We start from the raw sequence: 18,655 nt of genomic DNA, 5'->3' as shown, positions 1-18,655 counted from the left end.
GAAGCACAAAAAGGACCGTCTCGGAAGACGGTCCTTCCCTTTATATTTTATTCAAAATAAAGATGCGAGAATAGAAATCGCCTACTGCTTCAAAGGCTTCGTATTCGCGGAATTGTTCGTGGTCAAGCTGCAGTCCAACTTCCATCAGCTCATCCCCATGAAAAACTCCCTCATAACCTACGATTTGATAATCGGCCTCTGGATCTAATCCTATCAACTGTAAGCGGACAAATCCAGGATTAGGGCGGCACAGCACATGATAATCTGCCACGATTGCTTTCGATTTATCGTTTGCTACCATCATCCAGCTCGTGCGGTTGCCGTCCAGCTCAAATGGGCTGTGGATCCGGTAAAATGTGCCAATTTGGAATAATGCACGATGTTGTTTGTAAAAGCTGATTTGTTCTTTCATCTCGGCTTTTTCCTCTTCCGGCATTTGGGTAACGTCCAATTCATATCCAAACGCCCCAAAGTAGGCTACCTCAGCGCGAGTTCGCAAGCTGGTACTCCGACCTACCTGATGATTCGGAACCGCTGATACGTGCGCCCCCATCGTACTGATCGGATAAACAAGTGACGTACCGTATTGAATTTTCAAGCGTTCGACTGCATCGGAATCGTCACTCGTCCAGGCTTGTGGTGCATAATATAACATTCCCGGATCGAAACGTCCGCCGCCACTTGCACAGGATTCAAATAAAATGTCCGGAAACGCACTCGTTAACCGCTCATATAAATCATAGACACCAAGGATATAACGGTGTGGTACTTCTTGTTGACGTTCTGCAGGCAATGCCACGGATCCGATTTCTGTCATGTATCTGTTCATATCCCACTTCACATAAGAAATTGGCGAATCACTTAAGATATCAGCCATCATCTCATATAAGGCATCCACCACTTCTTTTCTAGAAAAATCAAGTATATATTGATTTCTGGCGTGGGAAAGATTGCGATCTGGCACCTGAATAAGCCAATCTGGATGCTGCTCATACAAATGGCTGACTTTTGAGATCATTTCCGGTTCAAACCATAAACCGAAATCCATATCAAGCGCAACAATTTTTTCCGCTAGCCCTTTGATTCCATTAGGCAATTTGCGCTCATCGACAAACCAGTCACCTAATGAAGTCGAATCATCGTCACGTTTACCAAACCAGCCATCATCGAGCACAAACAACTCTACACCCAATTCCTTCGACTGCTTTGCCATTTCTACGATTTTCTCTTCATTAAAATCAAAGTAGGTTCCTTCCCAATTGTTCGTCAAAACAGGGCGTGTTTGATTGCGCCACTTTCCTCTGACCAGGCGATTTTGATATAAATCATGGAACTGCTGGCTCATGCCATTCAATCCTTGATCCGAGTAAACCATCACCACTTCTGGCGTTTGGAAGCTTTCGCCGTTTTCCAACAGCCAGTTAAAATCAAATGGATGAATACCTAAACTGACTCTCGAAACATCCAAATAATCCACTTCCACCTGAGCTAGGAAGTTACCGCTATACACCAGGCTAAATCCATACGCGTCTCCATGAAACTCTGTTGTCGCGGGTCGTTTTAGTGCAAGAAACGGATTTTGATGGCTGCTGCTGGCTCCTCTCGTGCTTGAAATACTTTGTATACCAGATTGGAGTGCACGTGTTTTCAAATGTCTCTCCCGAATCCAAGCACCGGACAGCTGGAGCATCTCGTAATCAGAATCAAACAGGTCGACGCTGGCGCTCATTGCTCGTGTTAATTGTAAACCACTATGGCCTTGGTTCGTGAATCTTGCACTTCTCACAATCGCATCCTGTTCTTCAAATACAGAATACAGCAGTACCAGCTCAGCATCGATGACCTCATCATACAATGTTATTTCTACCGTCTCGACATTATCGCCTTTTTCTGCATATGTTGCGGGTAAGCCAGTCAGCTTTGGTTTACCAGTTAAGAGACGATGACTAAGGTATTGGAAGTTGGTAATGCGGCTGCCGTTTTCCTGCAATACTTGGAAAGCAGGCTCTCTGTAATCCGTTGTTCCATATGACGGATATTCCTGTTTCGTTTGTTCCAGTGAAAAGGACATATCGCCTTCCTTGAGATAAGACGTATTTCCTCGATTCATTTTGACTAGCAGGTGTTCAAAGGAATCTTTATGACGGATTTTTTTGCCATAATATAAATGTCCTAACTGCTCATTCTCCAATACATTGAAAATATAACTGGAGTTCTTCGTTTGCAGATGGAATTCTTTTGTTTGTTGATTAATAATGATTGCCATGTTGATACTCCCTTACTTTTTAGTGATATTCCGGTAACCATTCGCCATGTGCCTCGATAAGATCGTCACACAGCGCGACAATGTCATCGATTGATAATTCTGCCACTGTATGCGGATCCAGCATTGCTGCCTGGTAGATTTTTTGTTTACTTCGAGATCGAGCCGCTTCGATCGTTAACAATTGTGTATTGATATTGGTCCGGTTCAAGGCTGCCAGCTGTTCCGGTAACTCTCCGACATTCGTTGGTGTGACACCGCTTGCGTCGACTAGACAAGGCACTTCGACAACAGCTTTTTCAGGCAGGTTACGAATTAATCCCCCCGTATTTCGAACATTACCTCCTATTTTGAACGGCTGATTTGTTTCCATTGCCTCGATAATGTAAGAGCCATATTCATGGGTCCGTTCGTGCGTTAAGTGCTGATCATTCACCAGTTCATTACGCATTTTCTTCCAATCTTCAATCTGCTTCACACAACGACGAGGATACTCATCAAGTGGTATTTGAAAACGATCAATTAATTCGGGATAATTACTTTTGATAAAATAAGGATGGTATTCCGCATTATGCTCCGATGATTCTGTCACATAATAGCCGAATTTATCCATTAACTCGAAGCGAACCATATCGTCATGTTTTTCTTGTTGCTTTTGCTTCGCTCGTTTTTTAATTTCGGGATATAAATCTTCTCCATTTCGGGTAATCTCCAGCAACCATGCCATATGATTAATGCCTGCGATCTTCCATTGAATATTGTTCTTTGGCATTTCCAGCGAATCGAGCAGATGATCCGCACACACCTGGACACTATGACACAATCCTACTGTTTTGATCCCTTCCTCGAGCATCACATTCGTCAGCACTGCCATGGGATTCGTATAATTCAAAAACCAAGCATCTGGACAAACTTCCTTGATATCGTGAGCGAATTCCTGCATGACTGGAATCGTTCTCAAATTACGGAAAATACCGCCGATACCCAATGTATCCGCAATCGTCTGACGGAGTCCATATTTTTTCGGAATCTCAAAGTCCGTAATCGTACATGGATCATAGCCACCAACTTGAATCGCATTGATCACATATTTCGCACCTCGCAATGCTTCTTTTCGATCGTGATAGGCCTTCAATTCGACTGTTGCCCCTATACTGCTCTTCATATTATTCAACATCATTTCAGAATCATGTAATCGTTCCTGATCAATATCAAATAAGGCAAATTCAAAATCCTTAAGCGCCTCCACTGTCATACAATCTCCTAATACATTCTTCGCAAAAACCGTACTCCCAGCACCCAAAAATGTAATTTTAGACAAGTGATTCCCTCCTTATGATTCGTTAGGAAAACTCAGCAATTTCACTACGTCGAGCTTCATGATTGCTAAAATTCCACACTTTCCTAATGTGCAAAAAATTGCTTCCTACTGCTTCTATCATAAAAAGGATTACAACGGTTTACAATCGTAAATATCGAGAAAATGAGTAATATATTGCTCTGTCAATCGATGAAAAGCCGATCCACCGGCATAACAGATTTGCTTTGGCGATATGCACTCGGCGTTTCGTGAAGTAACTGCTTAAATACCTTGGTAAAATAATTACTGCTGGCGTAACCAACGGAGAAAGCAATCTCCTCAATCGAATTTTCGGTATGCTGCAATAATTCAAGTGCTCTTTTTATTCGTACCTTCGTCAAAAATTGAATCGGTGTTTGTTTAAAATACTTGGAAAACAAACGCGTGAAATGGTATTTAGATAATCCGGAAATGGCGACAATATCGTCCAAACCAATATCAGCGGCATAGTTTTTTTCAATAAAGGTCACTGCCTTCGCTACTGCAACAGGCAGGTCTGCTTCCTGGCGCTCTTCATATTCAACATATTGCAAATATTCCATTAAAAAAGAATAAGCATACGCCGAGGCATCATAACCATGCTGAATCCCAGTTGTCTCAATTATATCGAGCAAGCGGAAAATATGCTTGATGGGTCGTGAGTGCAGTGGCAAGTGACTAATGTGACCCGCTGCTTCTGTGATCCGCTGATATTGTCTATTCACCTCATCCCCATATAACGTAATAAAAACAAACGCCCAGTGCGAAGAACCTTCTGGTAAATAGTAACAATGATTACTAGGGATCTTCACAAAGAAAGCATCCCCTTTTTCCAACCGGTGGATGGTCTCCCCGATTCGTATTGCTCCTCGACCATCCAACGTATATTGGAAGACAATGCGGCCATGCTCCGCTCGTTGCAAGCCATCCCAGCTGTAACTTTCTTCTGTTTGCTTTTCTTTTCCGATCGCATGTAACCCTGCTACGCGCTGTTGATGTTCCCCTTTGAAACGAAAACCATATGTATGATGCTTCACATAAGATTGCATCCGAATCCCTCCTTCTAAACAAATTATATCACTCCTTGATTGACTTCCTTCCATAAATCACTTAAGCTTGCTTTATATATGAGATAATGGAGGAATTGTGAAGTTATGCTACAAGCAACCAATGTTAGTTTACGTTTCGGTGATAAGAAGTTATTTGAAGACGTCAATATTAAATTTACAGCTGGAAATTGCTACGGCTTAATCGGTGCAAATGGTGCCGGTAAGTCTACTTTTTTGAAAATATTATCGGGAGAACTTGAACCACAATCTGGTCATGTTTCTCTTGGAAAAGATGAACGTCTGGCCGTATTAAAGCAGGACCACTTTGCTTATGAAGAATATGAAGTATTGAAAACTGTCATCATGGGCCACACACGTTTATATGAAGTCATGCAAGAAAAAGACGCTATTTATGCCAAAGGTGAATTCACGGAAGAAGACGGTATGCGCGCCGCTGAGTTAGAAGGCGAATTCGCTGAAATGAATGGTTGGGAAGCAGAATCAGATGCTGCCATTTTATTAAAAGGACTTGGCATTAGCGAGGATCTGCATTATAAGACAATGGCAGAATTATCTGGTTCGGAAAAAGTAAAAGTATTGCTCGCGCAGGCATTATTCGGCAACCCGGATATCCTATTACTGGATGAGCCGACCAACCACCTGGATATTCAGGCAATCCAATGGTTAGAAGAATTCTTAATCAATTTTGAAAATACCGTTATCGTTGTCTCTCACGACCGTCACTTCTTAAACAAAGTATGTACACACATCGCGGATGTCGATTACGGAAAGATTGAAATGTATGTAGGGAACTATGATTTCTGGTATGAATCCAGCCAGTTAGCCTTACAAATGGCGAAAGAACAGAACAAGAAGAAAGAAGAAAAAATGAAGGAATTACAAAACTTCATCGCCCGCTTTAGTGCGAATGCATCGAAATCCAAACAGGCAACTTCTCGTAAGAAAATGCTCGATAACATTACGTTAGATGATATCAAGCCTTCTTCTCGTCGTTATCCATATGTTGCGTTCACACCTGGCCGCGATATCGGAAATGACTTGTTACGTGTGGAAGGTATTTCAAAAACAATTGATGGTGTCAAAGTACTTGATAATGTCAGCTTTACCTTAAAGCCGTATGATAAAGTAGCATTCGTTGGTCCGAATGAAATCGCCAAGACTACTTTATTAGATATTTTAATGGGAGAAATGGAGCCTGATGAAGGGACTTTCTCTTGGGGTGTAACCACTTCTCAGTCCTATTTCCCTAAAGATAACTCCGAATACTTTGAGGGCAATAATATGACATTAGTAGAGTGGCTTCGCCAATACTCTCCTGAGGATCAGACTGAAACGTTCTTACGCGGTTTCTTAGGTCGTATGTTATTCTCTGGTGAGCAGGCATTGAAGAAAGCGAATGTCCTATCCGGAGGAGAAAAGGTTCGTTGTATGCTGTCTAAAATGATGTTAAGCAATGCCAACGTGCTCGTATTAGATGAGCCAACCAACCACCTTGATCTTGAATCGATTACGTCATTAAACAATGGTCTGATTAAATTTAAAGGCTCGATCCTTTTCACCTCTCATGACCATCAGTTTATTAACAGTATTGCTAATCGACTGATTGAGATTACGCCTAAAGGCATTGTGGATAAAGAGATCAGCTATGATGAGTATGTAGCAGATCAGAAGCTTCAGAAAGAAATTCAGGCATTGTACGTGTAAAATAGAGAGCAGCTTGAGATAAAAAGTATTTTAGTTAATCAATAGCCAAACGTAACACAAAATGTTTCCAACTAACATTCTTGTTACGTTTGGCTTTTCTAATGTGCTGTATGGATAAACTGCGCAGTAACTTTAATTCAGATAGCGACAAAGTAGGAACCAAATAATTAGGAGAACTCTTTATTTCGAATAGGTCATTTTGACATTTTTAATATACTAAGCATAGCTCCGGAAATAGGCTCCGCGTCCTATGGGGCACGGCTTCAGCTAACTTAGGAAAGAAAATCCTTTTCTTTCCTAAGTGGATCTTCAGCTCGCGCTGATCCCATGGGAGTCTCCGCCTATTTCCTACACTTTAGGGAAGTTCTACAACGTATGGAACAACTAAAAGCAGTGGTGCTAGACATTATGCAATTCATTCAATAGCTGTTATATATGGAGGCGATCAATATACTAGCTCGTACAAAAGTTGTTGAGTCTCTATCCTAGCGCAGGCCAACCACGGAGACTCCCGCGGGATTGTGCAGGTGATGGAGATCCACTTTGTGAAGCGTTCTTCTTCACAAAGTTAGCTCCAGCCGTGCCCCGCAGGACGCGGAGTGGTTGGACGAAGCGGTATCCCAACACAAACTCTATTTCAAAATGGACTCAAAGCATAAAGTTTATGAAGCCTAACCAAATTTTCTTTACTTCGCAGTTTGCTTCTACTAAGTATTATTTGTAATTAGACAGTACCTTTAATTCTGAATTGTTCGTTTTTTTCATATCCATTTTTAGTATGTCCTGTCCCAACCACTTTTTTGCTTTGTTAGGATTTATCGCAAGAGAAAGTATAATGTAAAGACAATAAGTCACTTTCTACATCCGGTATTCCACCGGATTCCTGACACCGGTCACTTGCAAGTTTGATTTCATTTTTATGGAAGTAAGCTTGCGTACCGATTAAAAATATGGTTATTAATAAAGCTAGAGTAGATATGCTGATCACCATTTTTGTGCTGTTCTTTATCAAATCTCTCCTCTATATGTCAAAAAAATTCATCCATCAGTTGATAGTAATCCATTTTTGTTTCATCTACATCTGTCATACCATACCCTTCAAGAAAATACGGTATATACTCCTTGCCAAAATTAGATGTAATGCTCCTGATCGCTAGAGCTACATCCTGATATCTGTCGGCGACTCCCGCTCTTCCCACATCAATAAAACCACTGACTTTTCCCTTACTCAGTATAATGTTGGGTAAACAATAGTCACCATGAGTGAAAACGAGATCTTCGTTGTTAGGCTTATTGCATAACAGTTCTTCGAAGAGTTCGGATGCTTTCATTCCTTTTCTTATCCCATCAAAATCTTCTTCATCCACAAGACTATTTTCCGCTCTTCTTTTAGCCTCTGCTATTTTAGGCTCTAATGTTTGATTAAACGGACAATCTTTCGTGTTGATATGGTGTAAAACTTGCAGACCTGTCCCTACTTGCTTTATCAAATCAGTTACATTTGCTAGGTGGATTTGATCAGATGCGTTGGTTCCTTTTACTTCCGTCATTAATAAGTATTCGTTCTGATGATCCATATCATAATAGACCACCTCTGGAACGGGTAGCTTACCCCGAAGCCACTGTAACCTGTCTTTTTCATCGGACAAATTTTCTACCGCATTCACTGGTTGTATTTTAAGGTATTGATTATACGTTGACCCTTGCAAAAAGAACGTCTTCGCTTCTGATCGACCAATCGTCATTTGTTCCCATGAAAATCCTTCTGTCCTCTTCGATAATCGATCTGGCATATCCTTCATTTCTGTCACCACTCTTTTATTTAGTAGGGGCTACTAGCTCAAAGTGTTCGACGGTTGGAAAAGGATCATAAAAGTGATGGAGTAAATTTTTCCACTCCTGATATTCTTCAGATCCTCGAAAGCCGATAGTATGATCTTCTAACGTCTCCCAGCGAACAAGCAATAAATAGTTCCCCTTCTCCTCGATACACCGCTGCAATTCGTGTGATAGATACCCTTTCATCGAGGAAATGATCGATGATGCTTCTACAAATGTATGTTCAAAATCCTCTTCCATTCCAGACTTCACTTGGAGCATAACCGCTTCTAAAATCATTTCTATCACTCCTTTAGTTTAGATTCATTTTATACAACTACTTTACTTTTCGCAATTCCTTACTTATTTTTTGAATATCTGTCTTTTTTTTTCGTTTTTCTTAAATTGAATTTACCAGGATATATATTTTGTGTATGCTTAATATAATAGTTAGAAAACGATTACAGGAGGTTCTCGCAATGAATAGAGGAATGACATCATATATTTCAATCGGAGAATGGCTATTTAAAATATTGTTGCTTAATCTCTACTGGTTTCTTTTTACTTTGGCTGGTCTCGTTGCGTTTGGAGTCTTTCCGGCAACAGCAGCATTATTCGCGACCATCAGGCAGGACATCAAAGAAGAGGATGATGTGAAATTATTTCGCACTTTCCTGCATTTCTATAAAAAAGAGTTTATCAAATCGAACTTGTTAGGATATATCATTGCGATTGCGACAGCTCTGCTACTATTCAACATTCATGTATTAGGCTTAATGGAAGCTTCTTTATTTAAATCTTTTATGATGGTGATGAGCTATATTTTGTTAGCGATTATCGCAATTGTTGCTCTCTTCCTCTTCCCGATCTATGCGCACTACCAGTTGTCACTGCTTGGTTACTTTAAATATTCAGCAATTCTGGCAATCGGTAAACCTATCAAAACAGTCATGATGCTCGCCTTGATTGCCGGGGTTTGCTATTTCTACTATTCCATACCAGGGTTCATTCCTGCGTTAGGAGTCAGTTTACTAGCCTATCTGATCATGCGGATTGCCTATCCGACATTTGCACAGGTTGTGGAAGGTGCTTAACAGCTAGAGTTATGTCCACGAGATTTGGTCTTTTGGACATTTTTTATTGTTTCTGTAAAAAGTTGTCCATTAGAAAAACCGGGCATAACTGACATAAATTATATACAACTACCTGTAATATGGATTATGTTAACTAACTGCTTAGTGTTTATTTTGAGATGATTCATGTGCTGGGAGACCGCTCCGGCCAACCACTCCGCGTCCTGCGGGGCACGGCTGAAGCTAACTTTGTGAAGAAGATCGCTTCACAAAGTTAGCTTCAGCACCTGCATGTCCCGCGGGAGTCTCCGTGGTTGGCCTACGCTCTAGTATTGGTTCTACAACGGACGCAAGAGGTAGCATTTTGTGCAGTCTCCACCGATTTCATCATTCACTGTAACAATGCTTAAAATCCTTACTTTTAGCTATTACAAACGCTGTAGCACTTCCTTAAAGCGTAGGAAATATGCGGAGACTCTCGTGGGATCAGTCGCGTCCGAAAATCCCACAGGAAAGCGGTCTTTGCTTTCTGAGGAAGTTGAGGCCGACCCCCACAGGACGCGGAGCATATTTCCGAAGCTTTGCTAAGCAGATGAAATCTATCAAAATGACCACAATGTCAGACAGTTCTACTTTACATAATCCATATTATAAGAGCCCATCAATTATGTTTAGCATGTTTACTTCTATGACTTTACTTTTATACTTTCTTACCTGGTAAGAAAAACCGGGAAAGCCCACCCGGTCCTAACTAACAAAATAATATACTACTACCTGTAATATGGATTATGTTAAGTGGCACATAGCGGTCATTTTGAAATGAACCATGTGCTGGAACACCTTTACCAGCCACTTTTCGCCATGTGGGAGTCTATGTGCCGGCCTGCGCTATGGTACAGACTCTTTAAGGAGACAAATCCAGCCGGGAAACACCATCATTTGTCTTCTTTCTTTTTAAACACTACAAATCTTGTTGCGCTGCTTCCCACTTTTGGTTCCTTTCTCGCTAAACGATACAAATCTTGTTGTTCTGCTTCCCACTTTTGGTTCCTTTCTCTTTAAAAGATACAAATCTTTGGCACCGCTTTCTACTTTTGGCTCCTTTTCTAATCACGCTAGCTAATGAGTGTGATTATATACTTTATTTGCTTAACATAAGGAAAAAAGCCGGGTAGCCCGGCTTTTTTCCTCTTCCTATCCTTTTACTGATCCAATAAGTACACCTTTTTCAAAATACTTCTGAATAAATGGATACAACATTAGCACTGGCAAGGAGGATACGATGATGACACCGTATTTGACCTGGTCAGCATAGCGTTGTGCATATCCACCACCGGTACCACCGCTTCCGGCACCTTCTGAGAATACTTGATTGGATAATAGAATATCCCTTAGGACGATTTGCAATGGCTGCAGATCGTAGTTTCGAATATAAATCAATCCGGTAAAAAAGTCATTCCAGTGCCAGACTAAATAATAGAGACCAATTACGGCAGTAACCGCCTTCGACAGCGGCATCACGATCGAGGTGAAGAAACGGAAGTGGGAACAGCCGTCCATCATTGCTGCTTCGTACATTTCGCCCGGAATGTTATTTTCAAAGAAAGTTCGCGTAATGATTAAATTAAATACGTTGACCGTTAATGGGTTAAAAATAAACACCCAGACCGTATCTAATAAACTTAAATCTTTCATCAGCATGTAAGTCGGGATTAACCCACCGTTGAAAAACATCGTAAATATAAAGAAAAACATCAGCAGGCGACGAGCTTTAAATTCATACCGAGACAGTACATATGCTGCCGGTAAGGTTAACATCAAGTTAATCAACGTTCCGAATAACGCATAGAATAATGTATTTCGATAGCCGATCCAGACACGTGAATCTTGGAAAATTTGCTCATAGCCGAAGAAGCTGAATCCTTTTGGCATAAACAGCACCTTACCTGTCGACACAAGCGTCGGGTCACTGATCGATGCAATAATGATAAAATATATTGGATAGGCGACAACGAAAAACATTAAGACACATAGGGCCACTATAAAAATGTCAAACAGCAAATCGCCTGGTTTCTTGTTTCGGATTCTATTTAGCGAGATCGAAGTCATAGATTTGTCCTCCTTTTTTACCACAGGCTGATACGTGCCACTTTTTTGGCAATCGTATTGACCACTACCAGCATCATAAAGTTAATCATTGTATTAAATAATCCGATCGCAGCAGCATAGCTGAACTGGTTGGACATGATCCCCGTTTTATAAACGTATGTTTCGATCACTTCCGATATTGGCAGGTTGAGACTGTTCTGCATGAGGAAGATTTTCTCGAATCCGGTACTGATGACGGTTCCCATGTTCAGAATTAACAAAATGACAATTGTCGGAATAATGGCCGGAATCTCTACATTGCGAATGATCTGCCAACGATTTGCTCCATCTATCTTGGCTGCATCATACAACTGCGGATCTACCGAAGCCAGTGCGGCGAGATAGATGATACTGTTCCAGCCGACATGTTGCCAGACATCTGATAACACATAAATAGGAATAAACGCATTGACCGAAGCGAGTAAATTCCCTTCAACACCGAGCTTCGCTAATAATAGACCAAGTACACCGGTATTTGGCGATAACATCACGTTTAACAACCCTACCAATACCACAATCGAAATAAAATGTGGCAGGTAGACCGTCGTTTGCAAAATCCGTTTTCCTCTTTTCCAGCGGATTTGGTTGACCAGAAGCGCTAACGCGATCGGTGCCGGAAATCCGACGACGATGGTCGTGATACTGATCAATAATGTATTACGAATTAAATCCCAGAAAAGATGACTATTGAAAAACTGAATAAAATACTGAAACCCAACAAATTCTCCACCCGTTAAACCAGCTGTGAAATCATATTTACGAAAAGCTAACTGAATACCGTACATCGGGATATAATTAAATATAATGACACAGATGATCGCAGGTAGAATCATAAGCCAAAGCTGATAATCTCTTCTAAACGTATTCAAAATAGTGGCTTTTTTTGGTTTGGACACACTTTTTGATTTGGTTGCTTGTGCAAAGGCCATTCCCGACTCTCCTTTGTAAGAGAGAGATATCCACTGCGAATATCCCTCTCATCTGATTTTTTCCTTAATCTAATTGCGCTTTGTAATCATCATAGTAGCTTTGAATAATCTCAATGTTGGATGGAAGACCGATTTGATCTACTTGTTTCACATAATCATCCCATTGCTGGTCAATACCGCCAGATGTGATCCACTCACCAAATTTTGAGATAGCAAGGTTCATAAAATCAGTATTTACTAATGTCATCTTATTGTTGTCTTCTTCTGAATACTTAAGCATCATACCTGGAAACACGTCATTTTCATCTACTGACTCAAATACCTTTTTAAACGGTGCCTGTTGCTCATCTACTGACTGCATATCGGTTGGTAATTCCACTTCTAAGTCATCTGAAATATACATTGGACCGTTATCCGCCCATGAAGACGTCCATTTCCACGTTCCAGGATCCATTTCTTCGTCTTGTGGAGCTAACACTTTGTAAGCATTATCGCCTGTTTTTTCAATATTCGGCCCAATCGAACCAAATAATACTTGTAAGCTTACTTCCGGGTCATATAATTCATTGATAAAGCGCATCGCTGCTTCTTTATTGCTTGTTTGGGAAGACATTTGAATAAAATTGACACCATAATTCAAGTTGTCGTAATCATATGACCAAGATACTTCACCTTGATAGTCAGCTGACTGCTTCATTGGAGCAAATGAGACATATTGATCGGCAACCTGTAAGCCGAAACGGTCCGTCTTTTCCCAACCGAATGTATAACCTACTTTCGCATTTTCCCCTTCACCACGTGCTACCGCCTGATACTGTGAATAGTCCTGGGTAAAGGCTTCTTCACTAATTAAGCCGTTCTCATACAATTTATGAAGGAAAGTCACTAAGTCTTTGTAACGCTCATCTGTGAAGAAGTTCTTCACTTTGCCATCTTCTAAGAAATACCCTTGACCACCGCCACCAGTAATTGTCATACCAGTGCTGCCTAGCAGTACTGTCGGCTGGAAGTAACCAAATCCGCCTTCGCCAACAGGAGAAAAGTCCATTGGTATTTCGTCATTAGGGTCACCGTTACCATTTGCATCTTCTTCTTTAAACGCCATCAATACATCGAATAATTCATCCCAATTTGTCGGAACTTCCAAGCCAAGATTATCTAACCATTGCTGGTTGATAAACTGCATGGTCGCTGTATCTGGCCAAAAGCGTTGGTATTTGGATAAACCGTAGATTTCCCCATTTGACTGTGTTGAAAGAATTTCGGTTTTTGGCTGTTGTTCAAACATGGTCTGAATGTTACCACCGTGCTCTTCAATCAACGGCTTCAGATTTTCAAACAACCCTGGGAATTGAGCAAAATCGGCGTCTGTAATCGCATTAGGGCCGACAATAATGTCTGGAATATCGCCACCTGCTAACATCGCACCTTTTTTCTGATCCCAATCAGCTGTTACTTCTTCCCACTTTATGTCTACCCCAGCTTTTTTCTCGACTTCTTCTAACCATTCCATATCTTTTAATTCTTTGGTTAACGGGTGTTTCGTAATTAAACCTGTAAGGACTACTCTTCCATCTTCCGTTTCCTCTGGTTCATTACTAGCTTCATCATTACTACAAGCAGCAAGGAACAATAGCAAACAAACAAAAATGAACAATACTATTTTCTTTTTCAAACTAAACTCCCCCTAATTAATTTGATAAGATAATGACTTCCAACAGAATATACATTATTTTGTTAATGAATTAAAAAGCGCACTACCTCACTATTATTTTGGTATCGCTTTCAAATATCAACAAAAAAATGAAAACATAATGCCTAAAGTAATGTTGTTCGTACAAATTATGAATCTATTGCAATAGAACTTATTTACAGTATGCCATTATAAGCGGATTGTGTGAATTCACTTTTTTTGTAAAAACATATCTTTTTTTTTGATTTATGATGCTTGCTTGTCCCATTTTATACTTTATCATTCTATTAATTTAAATCAGAAAATATGACTATTAACAAAACAATAGTAATATTGTACCAGTATTATATAACTATTTAATTAACTAACAAATTATCAAGATATGCACAGCTACTATTTGATTACAAGTGGAAGAAAACTGCGAAGTAATGTCAATTTTGCTTTGAGCCCATTTTGAAATGGGATAATTGCTAGGATACCGCTCCTGACAACCACTCCGCGTCCTGTGGGGCACGGCTTCAGCTAACTTAGGAAAAAAATTCTTTTCTTTCCTAAGTGGATCTTCAGCTCGCGCTGATCCCACGGGAGTCTCCGTGGTTGTCCTACGCTATGGTATATTCTCTACAACTGATAGAAGATGTAGTATATTGGCTTGTTTGCCTTGCGATTTATTTTAAAAAAATCTATATTCTAGTTAACATAAAATTCTTAGTACCATTGTTTGTAGTTATTTCATTCGATGTAGAACTGTAATTAAGTGTTAGATTCTCCCCGTCCTAGCACTTTATCTTATTACATCAACGATAATGCAATGGAAGTTATAATTAGCTGATATCCATGCATTTTAAAAAAGATAGATACATGTGGATACCGCTCAACATACTACCTCTTCCCTTTGCTGTAGTACTTATTATTAACGTAGGCCAACCACGGAGACTCCCGCGGGATTGTGCAGGTGCTGAAGATCCACTTTGTGAAGCGCCCTTCTTCACAAAGTTAGCTTCAGCCGTGCCCCGCAGGACGCGGAGTGGATGGACGAAGTGGTATCCTAGCAAATAAAACATGTCAAAATGACCTCACAGCTGATAAGGAGATTCATTTAATGCATATACAATGTTTTTACTTCGCAGTTTATACATACACCAAAAAAAGCCGAACATAACACGTTTGTTGTTTCATACAACTCCGGTTATGTTCAGCTATTCATTGGATCAGGACACTTATTTCACAGTCTCCGCTTATTTAATCTGCTGAGAAGTTATCTGGGCAGATTTTATCAATTCTTCAATGCATGATCGGTCGCCTCGGTGTAAGGAGTCTACGATTTTACTTCCTACAACCACGCCATCACAAAATTCGGTTAACAAACGGACGTGTCCGGGAGTGGATACACCGAAACCTGCAAGTACAGGTGCATTACTCTTTGCTCGTAAGGAAGCAAGATGTTCGCCTAAACTCTCTTTGAATGACGCTCTTGCTCCGGTCGTTCCCGTGACTGTCACTGCATATAAGAAACCTTCTGTCCGCTTCGCAATCTCCGTTAAGCGTTCTTCTGTACTTGTTAATGCTGCAAGTCGGATCAAGGCAATTTCGTGATCCTGAAGTGTCGGTACTATCATTCCCTCTTCCTCAAGTGGTAAGTCCGGAATAATCAGCCCATCTACTCCCGCTTCTTCACACGCCTTTGCAAAACGTTCCATACCATACGTATGAATCGGATTGATATACGTCATTAAGACGATCGGAATCTGACGAGTTTCCTTCGTTTCTTGCAACTTCTCCAAAACTGCATGAAGCGAAACGCCATTTTCCAGTGCGCGTAAACCTGCCTCCTGAATCGTCGGACCATCCGCTACCGGATCAGAAAAGGCAATCCCTAATTCGACAACCGTTGCTCCTGCCTCTTCTAGAAAGGCCAGCTGTTCCTCTAACTGACCGAGACCGCCATCACCAGCCATAATATATGGCACAAATGCTTTATCCCCACGTTCTAATACACGATTAAAAGCTTGCTCTAATTTTGCTTTACCCATTTGCTTCACCACCTAATGCATCTCTCACTGTTTCCACATCTTTATCGCCTCTACCAGATAAACAGATCACCATCACTTCATCCTCTTTCATTTCGGGTGCCAATTTCATCGCATAGGCAATCGCATGGGAGCTTTCCAATGCTGGAATAATTCCTTCTGTACGTGACAGCTCCTGCAAGCCTTCCAATGCTTCTTGATCGGTAATATGAACATAATTAACGCGGCCAATATCTCGTAAATAACTATGTTCAGGGCCGACACCTGGATAATCCAGACCCGCTGAGATCGAATGTGCCTCTTGGATTTGCCCGTGTTCATCCTGCAATAGATACGTCATGGTGCCATGCAGCATTCCTTTGGTTCCGTATTGTAATGTGACAGCATGCTTATCTGTTTCCACACCTTTTCCGCCTGCTTCGACTCCATATAGACGCACATCGTCATCTTCCACAAACGGATAGAACATCCCCATCGAATTACTGCCTCCACCGATACAAGCTACAACCGCATCTGGTAATTGCCCTTCTGCTTGCTGAAGTTGTTTCTTCGTTTCCGAACCAATCATACTTTGAAAATCACGAACAATCTGTGGGAATGGGTGTGGACCAACAACAGATCCAATAATATAGTGCGTATCTTCCACGTTTGTTACCCAATAACGTAATGCTTCATTCACCGCATCCTTCAATGTACCGCTTCCCTGATCAACACTTTCCACTCTTGCTCCTAACAATTCCATCCGGAACACGTTAAGTTTCTGCCTTCTGACATCTTCTTTCCCCATAAAAATAACACACTCTAACCCTAATAAGGCACAAACTGTCGCCGTTGCAACACCATGCTGTCCTGCACCTGTTTCGGCAACTACTTTTTTCTTGCCCATTCTTACCGTTAACAACGCCTGACCTAACGCATTATTGATTTTGTGCGCGCCAGTATGATTTAAATCTTCACGCTTCAAGTAAATCTTAGGACCGCCTAATTTCTTAGAAAAACGTTCCGCATAATACAATGGCGTTTCACGGCCAACATATTCCTTTAAATAATAATCGAATTCATCTAAAAAAGCCTGATCCACAATTGCTTCCTTATATGCCTTTTCTAACTCTAATACAGCAGGCATTAACGTTTCCGGAACAAAACGTCCTCCATATTCACCGTAATGACCTGTTTCATTTGGTGCTTGATATGTCATCATTATCACCTTTCTTTACTGCATTTATAAATGCGTGTATTTTGTCTAGATCTTTCTCACCGTCAGTCTCCACTCCGCTCGAAACGTCCACACCATGAGGCATCACCTCTGTGATCGCTTCTCGAACGTTTTCTGGTCTTAATCCTCCAGCCAATATGATTCGCTTCTGCAGAAAATCATATTGGTTCGCGATGGACCAGTCGAAGGTTTCGCCAGATCCGCCACGATACTTCCCTCCTGGACTGTCCAGCAAGTAATAGTCACAGTCATACGTGGCAACCTTTTCTAAATCACTTGGATCTCGAACCTCAAACGCCTTGATCACTGGCAAAGCCATTTCACTGCAAAATGCAGGCGATTCATCCCCATGCAGCTGCACATAATCTAAATTCACTTGTTCGGCAATGATCCGGATTGTTTCGATGCTTTCATTGACAAACACTCCCACTTTCTTAACGCCGGGAGGTACGTATGCTGACAGCTCTGTCGCCTCATCTATCGTTACTCTTCTTTTGCTCTTTGCAAACACAAAACCGATAAAATCAGCACCTGCAGCAGCTTCGATTGCTTGTTGATTTTGTAAACCACAGATTTTCACTTGAGTCATCACTTATTCTCCTAACGGAACCCGAAGTTGATCGAACGTTTCCTTTACATTCTCGGATCGCATCATCGTCTCACCGACAAGGATCCCTCTTGCCCCTGCGTTCCTCACTCGTTCAACATCCGCTTTTTCTTTCATACCACTTTCACTGATTAATAATGTCTTGCTCGTATCGATTTGTTCAGCCAATTTTTCTGTGATCGCCAAATCAACCTCAAATGTCTTTAGATCGCGATTGTTAATACCAATGATGTTAGCTCCAATCGACTGCGCCACCTGTAATTCCTCTTCGTTATGCACTTCAAATAGAATCTCCAATCCTTTATTGGCAGCATACTGGTATAACTCGGCTAAACGGTCTTCCGGCAAGGCGGCAGCAATTAATAAAATCAGGTTCGCCCCTGCATCATAAGCGCGATCAATCTGGATTTCATCGATGATAAAGTCTTTATTTAACACAGGAATGCTAACCGCTTCAAGCACTGCCTGCATATCCTCCATTTTTCCTTGAAAAAAAGGTGTATCGGTCAAAACAGAAATAGCGCCTGCTCCACATTTCTCATACAAACCGCCTTGTTCTGCAGGATCCACTCCGTCATTAATCAATCCTTTCGACGGTGAAGCCCGCTTCATTTCGGCGATAATACTCATGTAGTCCGATTTCATAAATTCCTCATACAACGAGACCTTTACTCGTTTTCCCTGAATGGTGCCAGGTTGATAATGTTCTTTTAATTGAGTAACTTCTTTTTCTTTTTCAGCTAAGATTTTATCTAATATCGTCAT

At 41.0% G+C, this 18,655-nt stretch carries 14 protein-coding genes; 2 read left to right on the top strand and 12 right to left on the bottom strand.

The window, feature by feature from the left end; genetic code table 11:
* Positions 1–40: 40 nt before the first annotated feature.
* The 3 genes from MUN88_RS08810 to MUN88_RS08800 all read right to left on the bottom strand — a co-directional run bounded on the left by MUN88_RS08810 (position 41) and on the right by MUN88_RS08800 (position 4,651).
* Positions 41–2,266 carry an alpha-galactosidase gene (locus MUN88_RS08810; RefSeq protein WP_244723419.1) on the bottom strand — a complete coding sequence of 742 codons (2,226 nt, stop codon included), beginning with the start codon at positions 2,264–2,266 and terminating at the stop codon, positions 41–43.
* Positions 2,267–2,285: 19 nt separating this feature from the next.
* Complete coding sequence (locus tag MUN88_RS08805; RefSeq protein WP_244723416.1) at positions 2,286–3,584, bottom strand: alpha-glucosidase/alpha-galactosidase; 1,299 nt, start codon at positions 3,582–3,584, stop codon at positions 2,286–2,288.
* A gap of 182 nt (positions 3,585–3,766) precedes the next feature.
* A complete protein-coding gene (locus tag MUN88_RS08800) occupies positions 3,767–4,651 on the bottom strand; it encodes an AraC family transcriptional regulator (RefSeq protein ID WP_244723414.1) in 885 nt (294 codons plus the stop codon).
* A gap of 105 nt (positions 4,652–4,756) precedes the next feature.
* On the opposite strand from MUN88_RS08800, the gene MUN88_RS08795 reads away from it, so the two are divergent.
* Entirely contained in the window at positions 4,757–6,376 is a 1,620-nt protein-coding gene (locus MUN88_RS08795; protein ID WP_244723412.1) for an ABC-F family ATP-binding cassette domain-containing protein, read from the top strand.
* Positions 6,377–7,404: 1,028 nt separating this feature from the next.
* On the opposite strand, the gene MUN88_RS08790 is transcribed toward MUN88_RS08795, so the two are convergent.
* Complete coding sequence (locus MUN88_RS08790; protein ID WP_244723410.1) at positions 7,405–8,178, bottom strand: APH(3') family aminoglycoside O-phosphotransferase; 774 nt, start codon at positions 8,176–8,178, stop codon at positions 7,405–7,407.
* A 16-nt stretch (positions 8,179–8,194) separates the two neighbouring features.
* Complete coding sequence (locus MUN88_RS08785; RefSeq protein WP_244723408.1) at positions 8,195–8,494, bottom strand: antibiotic biosynthesis monooxygenase family protein; 300 nt, start codon at positions 8,492–8,494, stop codon at positions 8,195–8,197.
* Between the two features lie 179 nt (positions 8,495–8,673).
* Here MUN88_RS08785 and MUN88_RS08780 point away from each other — a divergent pair, with 179 nt between their 5' ends.
* Positions 8,674–9,288 carry a YesL family protein gene (locus MUN88_RS08780; RefSeq protein WP_244723406.1) on the top strand — a complete coding sequence of 205 codons (615 nt, stop codon included), beginning with the start codon at positions 8,674–8,676 and terminating at the stop codon, positions 9,286–9,288.
* A 1,173-nt stretch (positions 9,289–10,461) separates the two neighbouring features.
* Here MUN88_RS08780 and MUN88_RS08775 read toward each other — a convergent pair.
* The 7 genes from MUN88_RS08775 to trpC all read right to left on the bottom strand — a co-directional run bounded on the left by MUN88_RS08775 (position 10,462) and on the right by trpC (position 18,655).
* Complete coding sequence (locus MUN88_RS08775; RefSeq protein WP_244723404.1) at positions 10,462–11,376, bottom strand: carbohydrate ABC transporter permease; 915 nt, start codon at positions 11,374–11,376, stop codon at positions 10,462–10,464.
* Positions 11,377–11,393: 17 nt separating this feature from the next.
* Positions 11,394–12,344, bottom strand: a complete 951-nt coding sequence (locus MUN88_RS08770) for an ABC transporter permease (RefSeq protein WP_244723402.1) — start codon at positions 12,342–12,344, stop codon at positions 11,394–11,396.
* A gap of 64 nt (positions 12,345–12,408) precedes the next feature.
* The gene (locus MUN88_RS08765; RefSeq protein WP_244723400.1) at positions 12,409–14,019 is read right to left on the bottom strand and encodes a type 2 periplasmic-binding domain-containing protein; all 1,611 of its coding nucleotides are present in this window, start codon (positions 14,017–14,019) and stop codon (positions 12,409–12,411) included.
* 1,256 nt (positions 14,020–15,275) lie between these two features.
* Positions 15,276–16,070: a tryptophan synthase subunit alpha gene (gene trpA / locus MUN88_RS08760; protein ID WP_244723398.1), complete on the bottom strand. Its 795-nt coding sequence runs from the start codon at positions 16,068–16,070 to the stop codon at positions 15,276–15,278.
* Positions 16,063–17,265, bottom strand: a complete 1,203-nt coding sequence (gene trpB, locus MUN88_RS08755) for a tryptophan synthase subunit beta (protein WP_244724420.1) — start codon at positions 17,263–17,265, stop codon at positions 16,063–16,065. Before trpB ends, trpA begins: the two co-directional genes overlap by 8 nt.
* Complete coding sequence (locus MUN88_RS08750; RefSeq protein ID WP_244723396.1) at positions 17,243–17,872, bottom strand: phosphoribosylanthranilate isomerase; 630 nt, start codon at positions 17,870–17,872, stop codon at positions 17,243–17,245. Before MUN88_RS08750 ends, trpB begins: the two co-directional genes overlap by 23 nt.
* Before the next feature lie 3 nt (positions 17,873–17,875).
* Positions 17,876–18,655, bottom strand: coding sequence for an indole-3-glycerol phosphate synthase TrpC (trpC, locus tag MUN88_RS08745; RefSeq protein WP_244723394.1), 780 nt, complete (start codon positions 18,653–18,655; stop codon positions 17,876–17,878).

This window comes from Gracilibacillus caseinilyticus (assembly GCF_022919115.1).
GTDB lineage: Bacteria > Bacillota > Bacilli > Bacillales > Amphibacillaceae > Gracilibacillus > Gracilibacillus caseinilyticus.
This window is presented reverse-complemented; position numbering and strand designations above follow the sequence as displayed.

Excerpts from the sequence above, each read along its gene's own strand:
- trpB (WP_244724420.1), bottom strand. The coding sequence starts at position 17,265 with ATGACATATCAAGCACCAAATGAAACAGGTCATTACGGTGAATATGGA.
- trpC (WP_244723394.1), bottom strand. The coding sequence starts at position 18,655 with ATGACGATATTAGATAAAATCTTAGCTGAAAAAGAAAAAGAAGTTACT.
- MUN88_RS08750 (WP_244723396.1), bottom strand. The coding sequence starts at position 17,872 with ATGACTCAAGTGAAAATCTGTGGTTTACAAAATCAACAAGCAATCGAA.
- MUN88_RS08800 (WP_244723414.1), bottom strand. The coding sequence starts at position 4,651 with ATGCAATCTTATGTGAAGCATCATACATATGGTTTTCGTTTCAAAGGG.
- MUN88_RS08790 (WP_244723410.1), bottom strand. The coding sequence starts at position 8,178 with ATGAAGGATATGCCAGATCGATTATCGAAGAGGACAGAAGGATTTTCA.
- MUN88_RS08775 (WP_244723404.1), bottom strand. The coding sequence starts at position 11,376 with ATGACTTCGATCTCGCTAAATAGAATCCGAAACAAGAAACCAGGCGAT.
- MUN88_RS08795 (WP_244723412.1), top strand. The coding sequence starts at position 4,757 with ATGCTACAAGCAACCAATGTTAGTTTACGTTTCGGTGATAAGAAGTTA.
- MUN88_RS08785 (WP_244723408.1), bottom strand. The coding sequence starts at position 8,494 with ATGATTTTAGAAGCGGTTATGCTCCAAGTGAAGTCTGGAATGGAAGAG.
- MUN88_RS08770 (WP_244723402.1), bottom strand. The coding sequence starts at position 12,344 with ATGGCCTTTGCACAAGCAACCAAATCAAAAAGTGTGTCCAAACCAAAA.
- MUN88_RS08780 (WP_244723406.1), top strand. The coding sequence starts at position 8,674 with ATGAATAGAGGAATGACATCATATATTTCAATCGGAGAATGGCTATTT.
- trpA (WP_244723398.1), bottom strand. The coding sequence starts at position 16,070 with ATGGGTAAAGCAAAATTAGAGCAAGCTTTTAATCGTGTATTAGAACGT.
- MUN88_RS08810 (WP_244723419.1), bottom strand. The coding sequence starts at position 2,266 with ATGGCAATCATTATTAATCAACAAACAAAAGAATTCCATCTGCAAACG.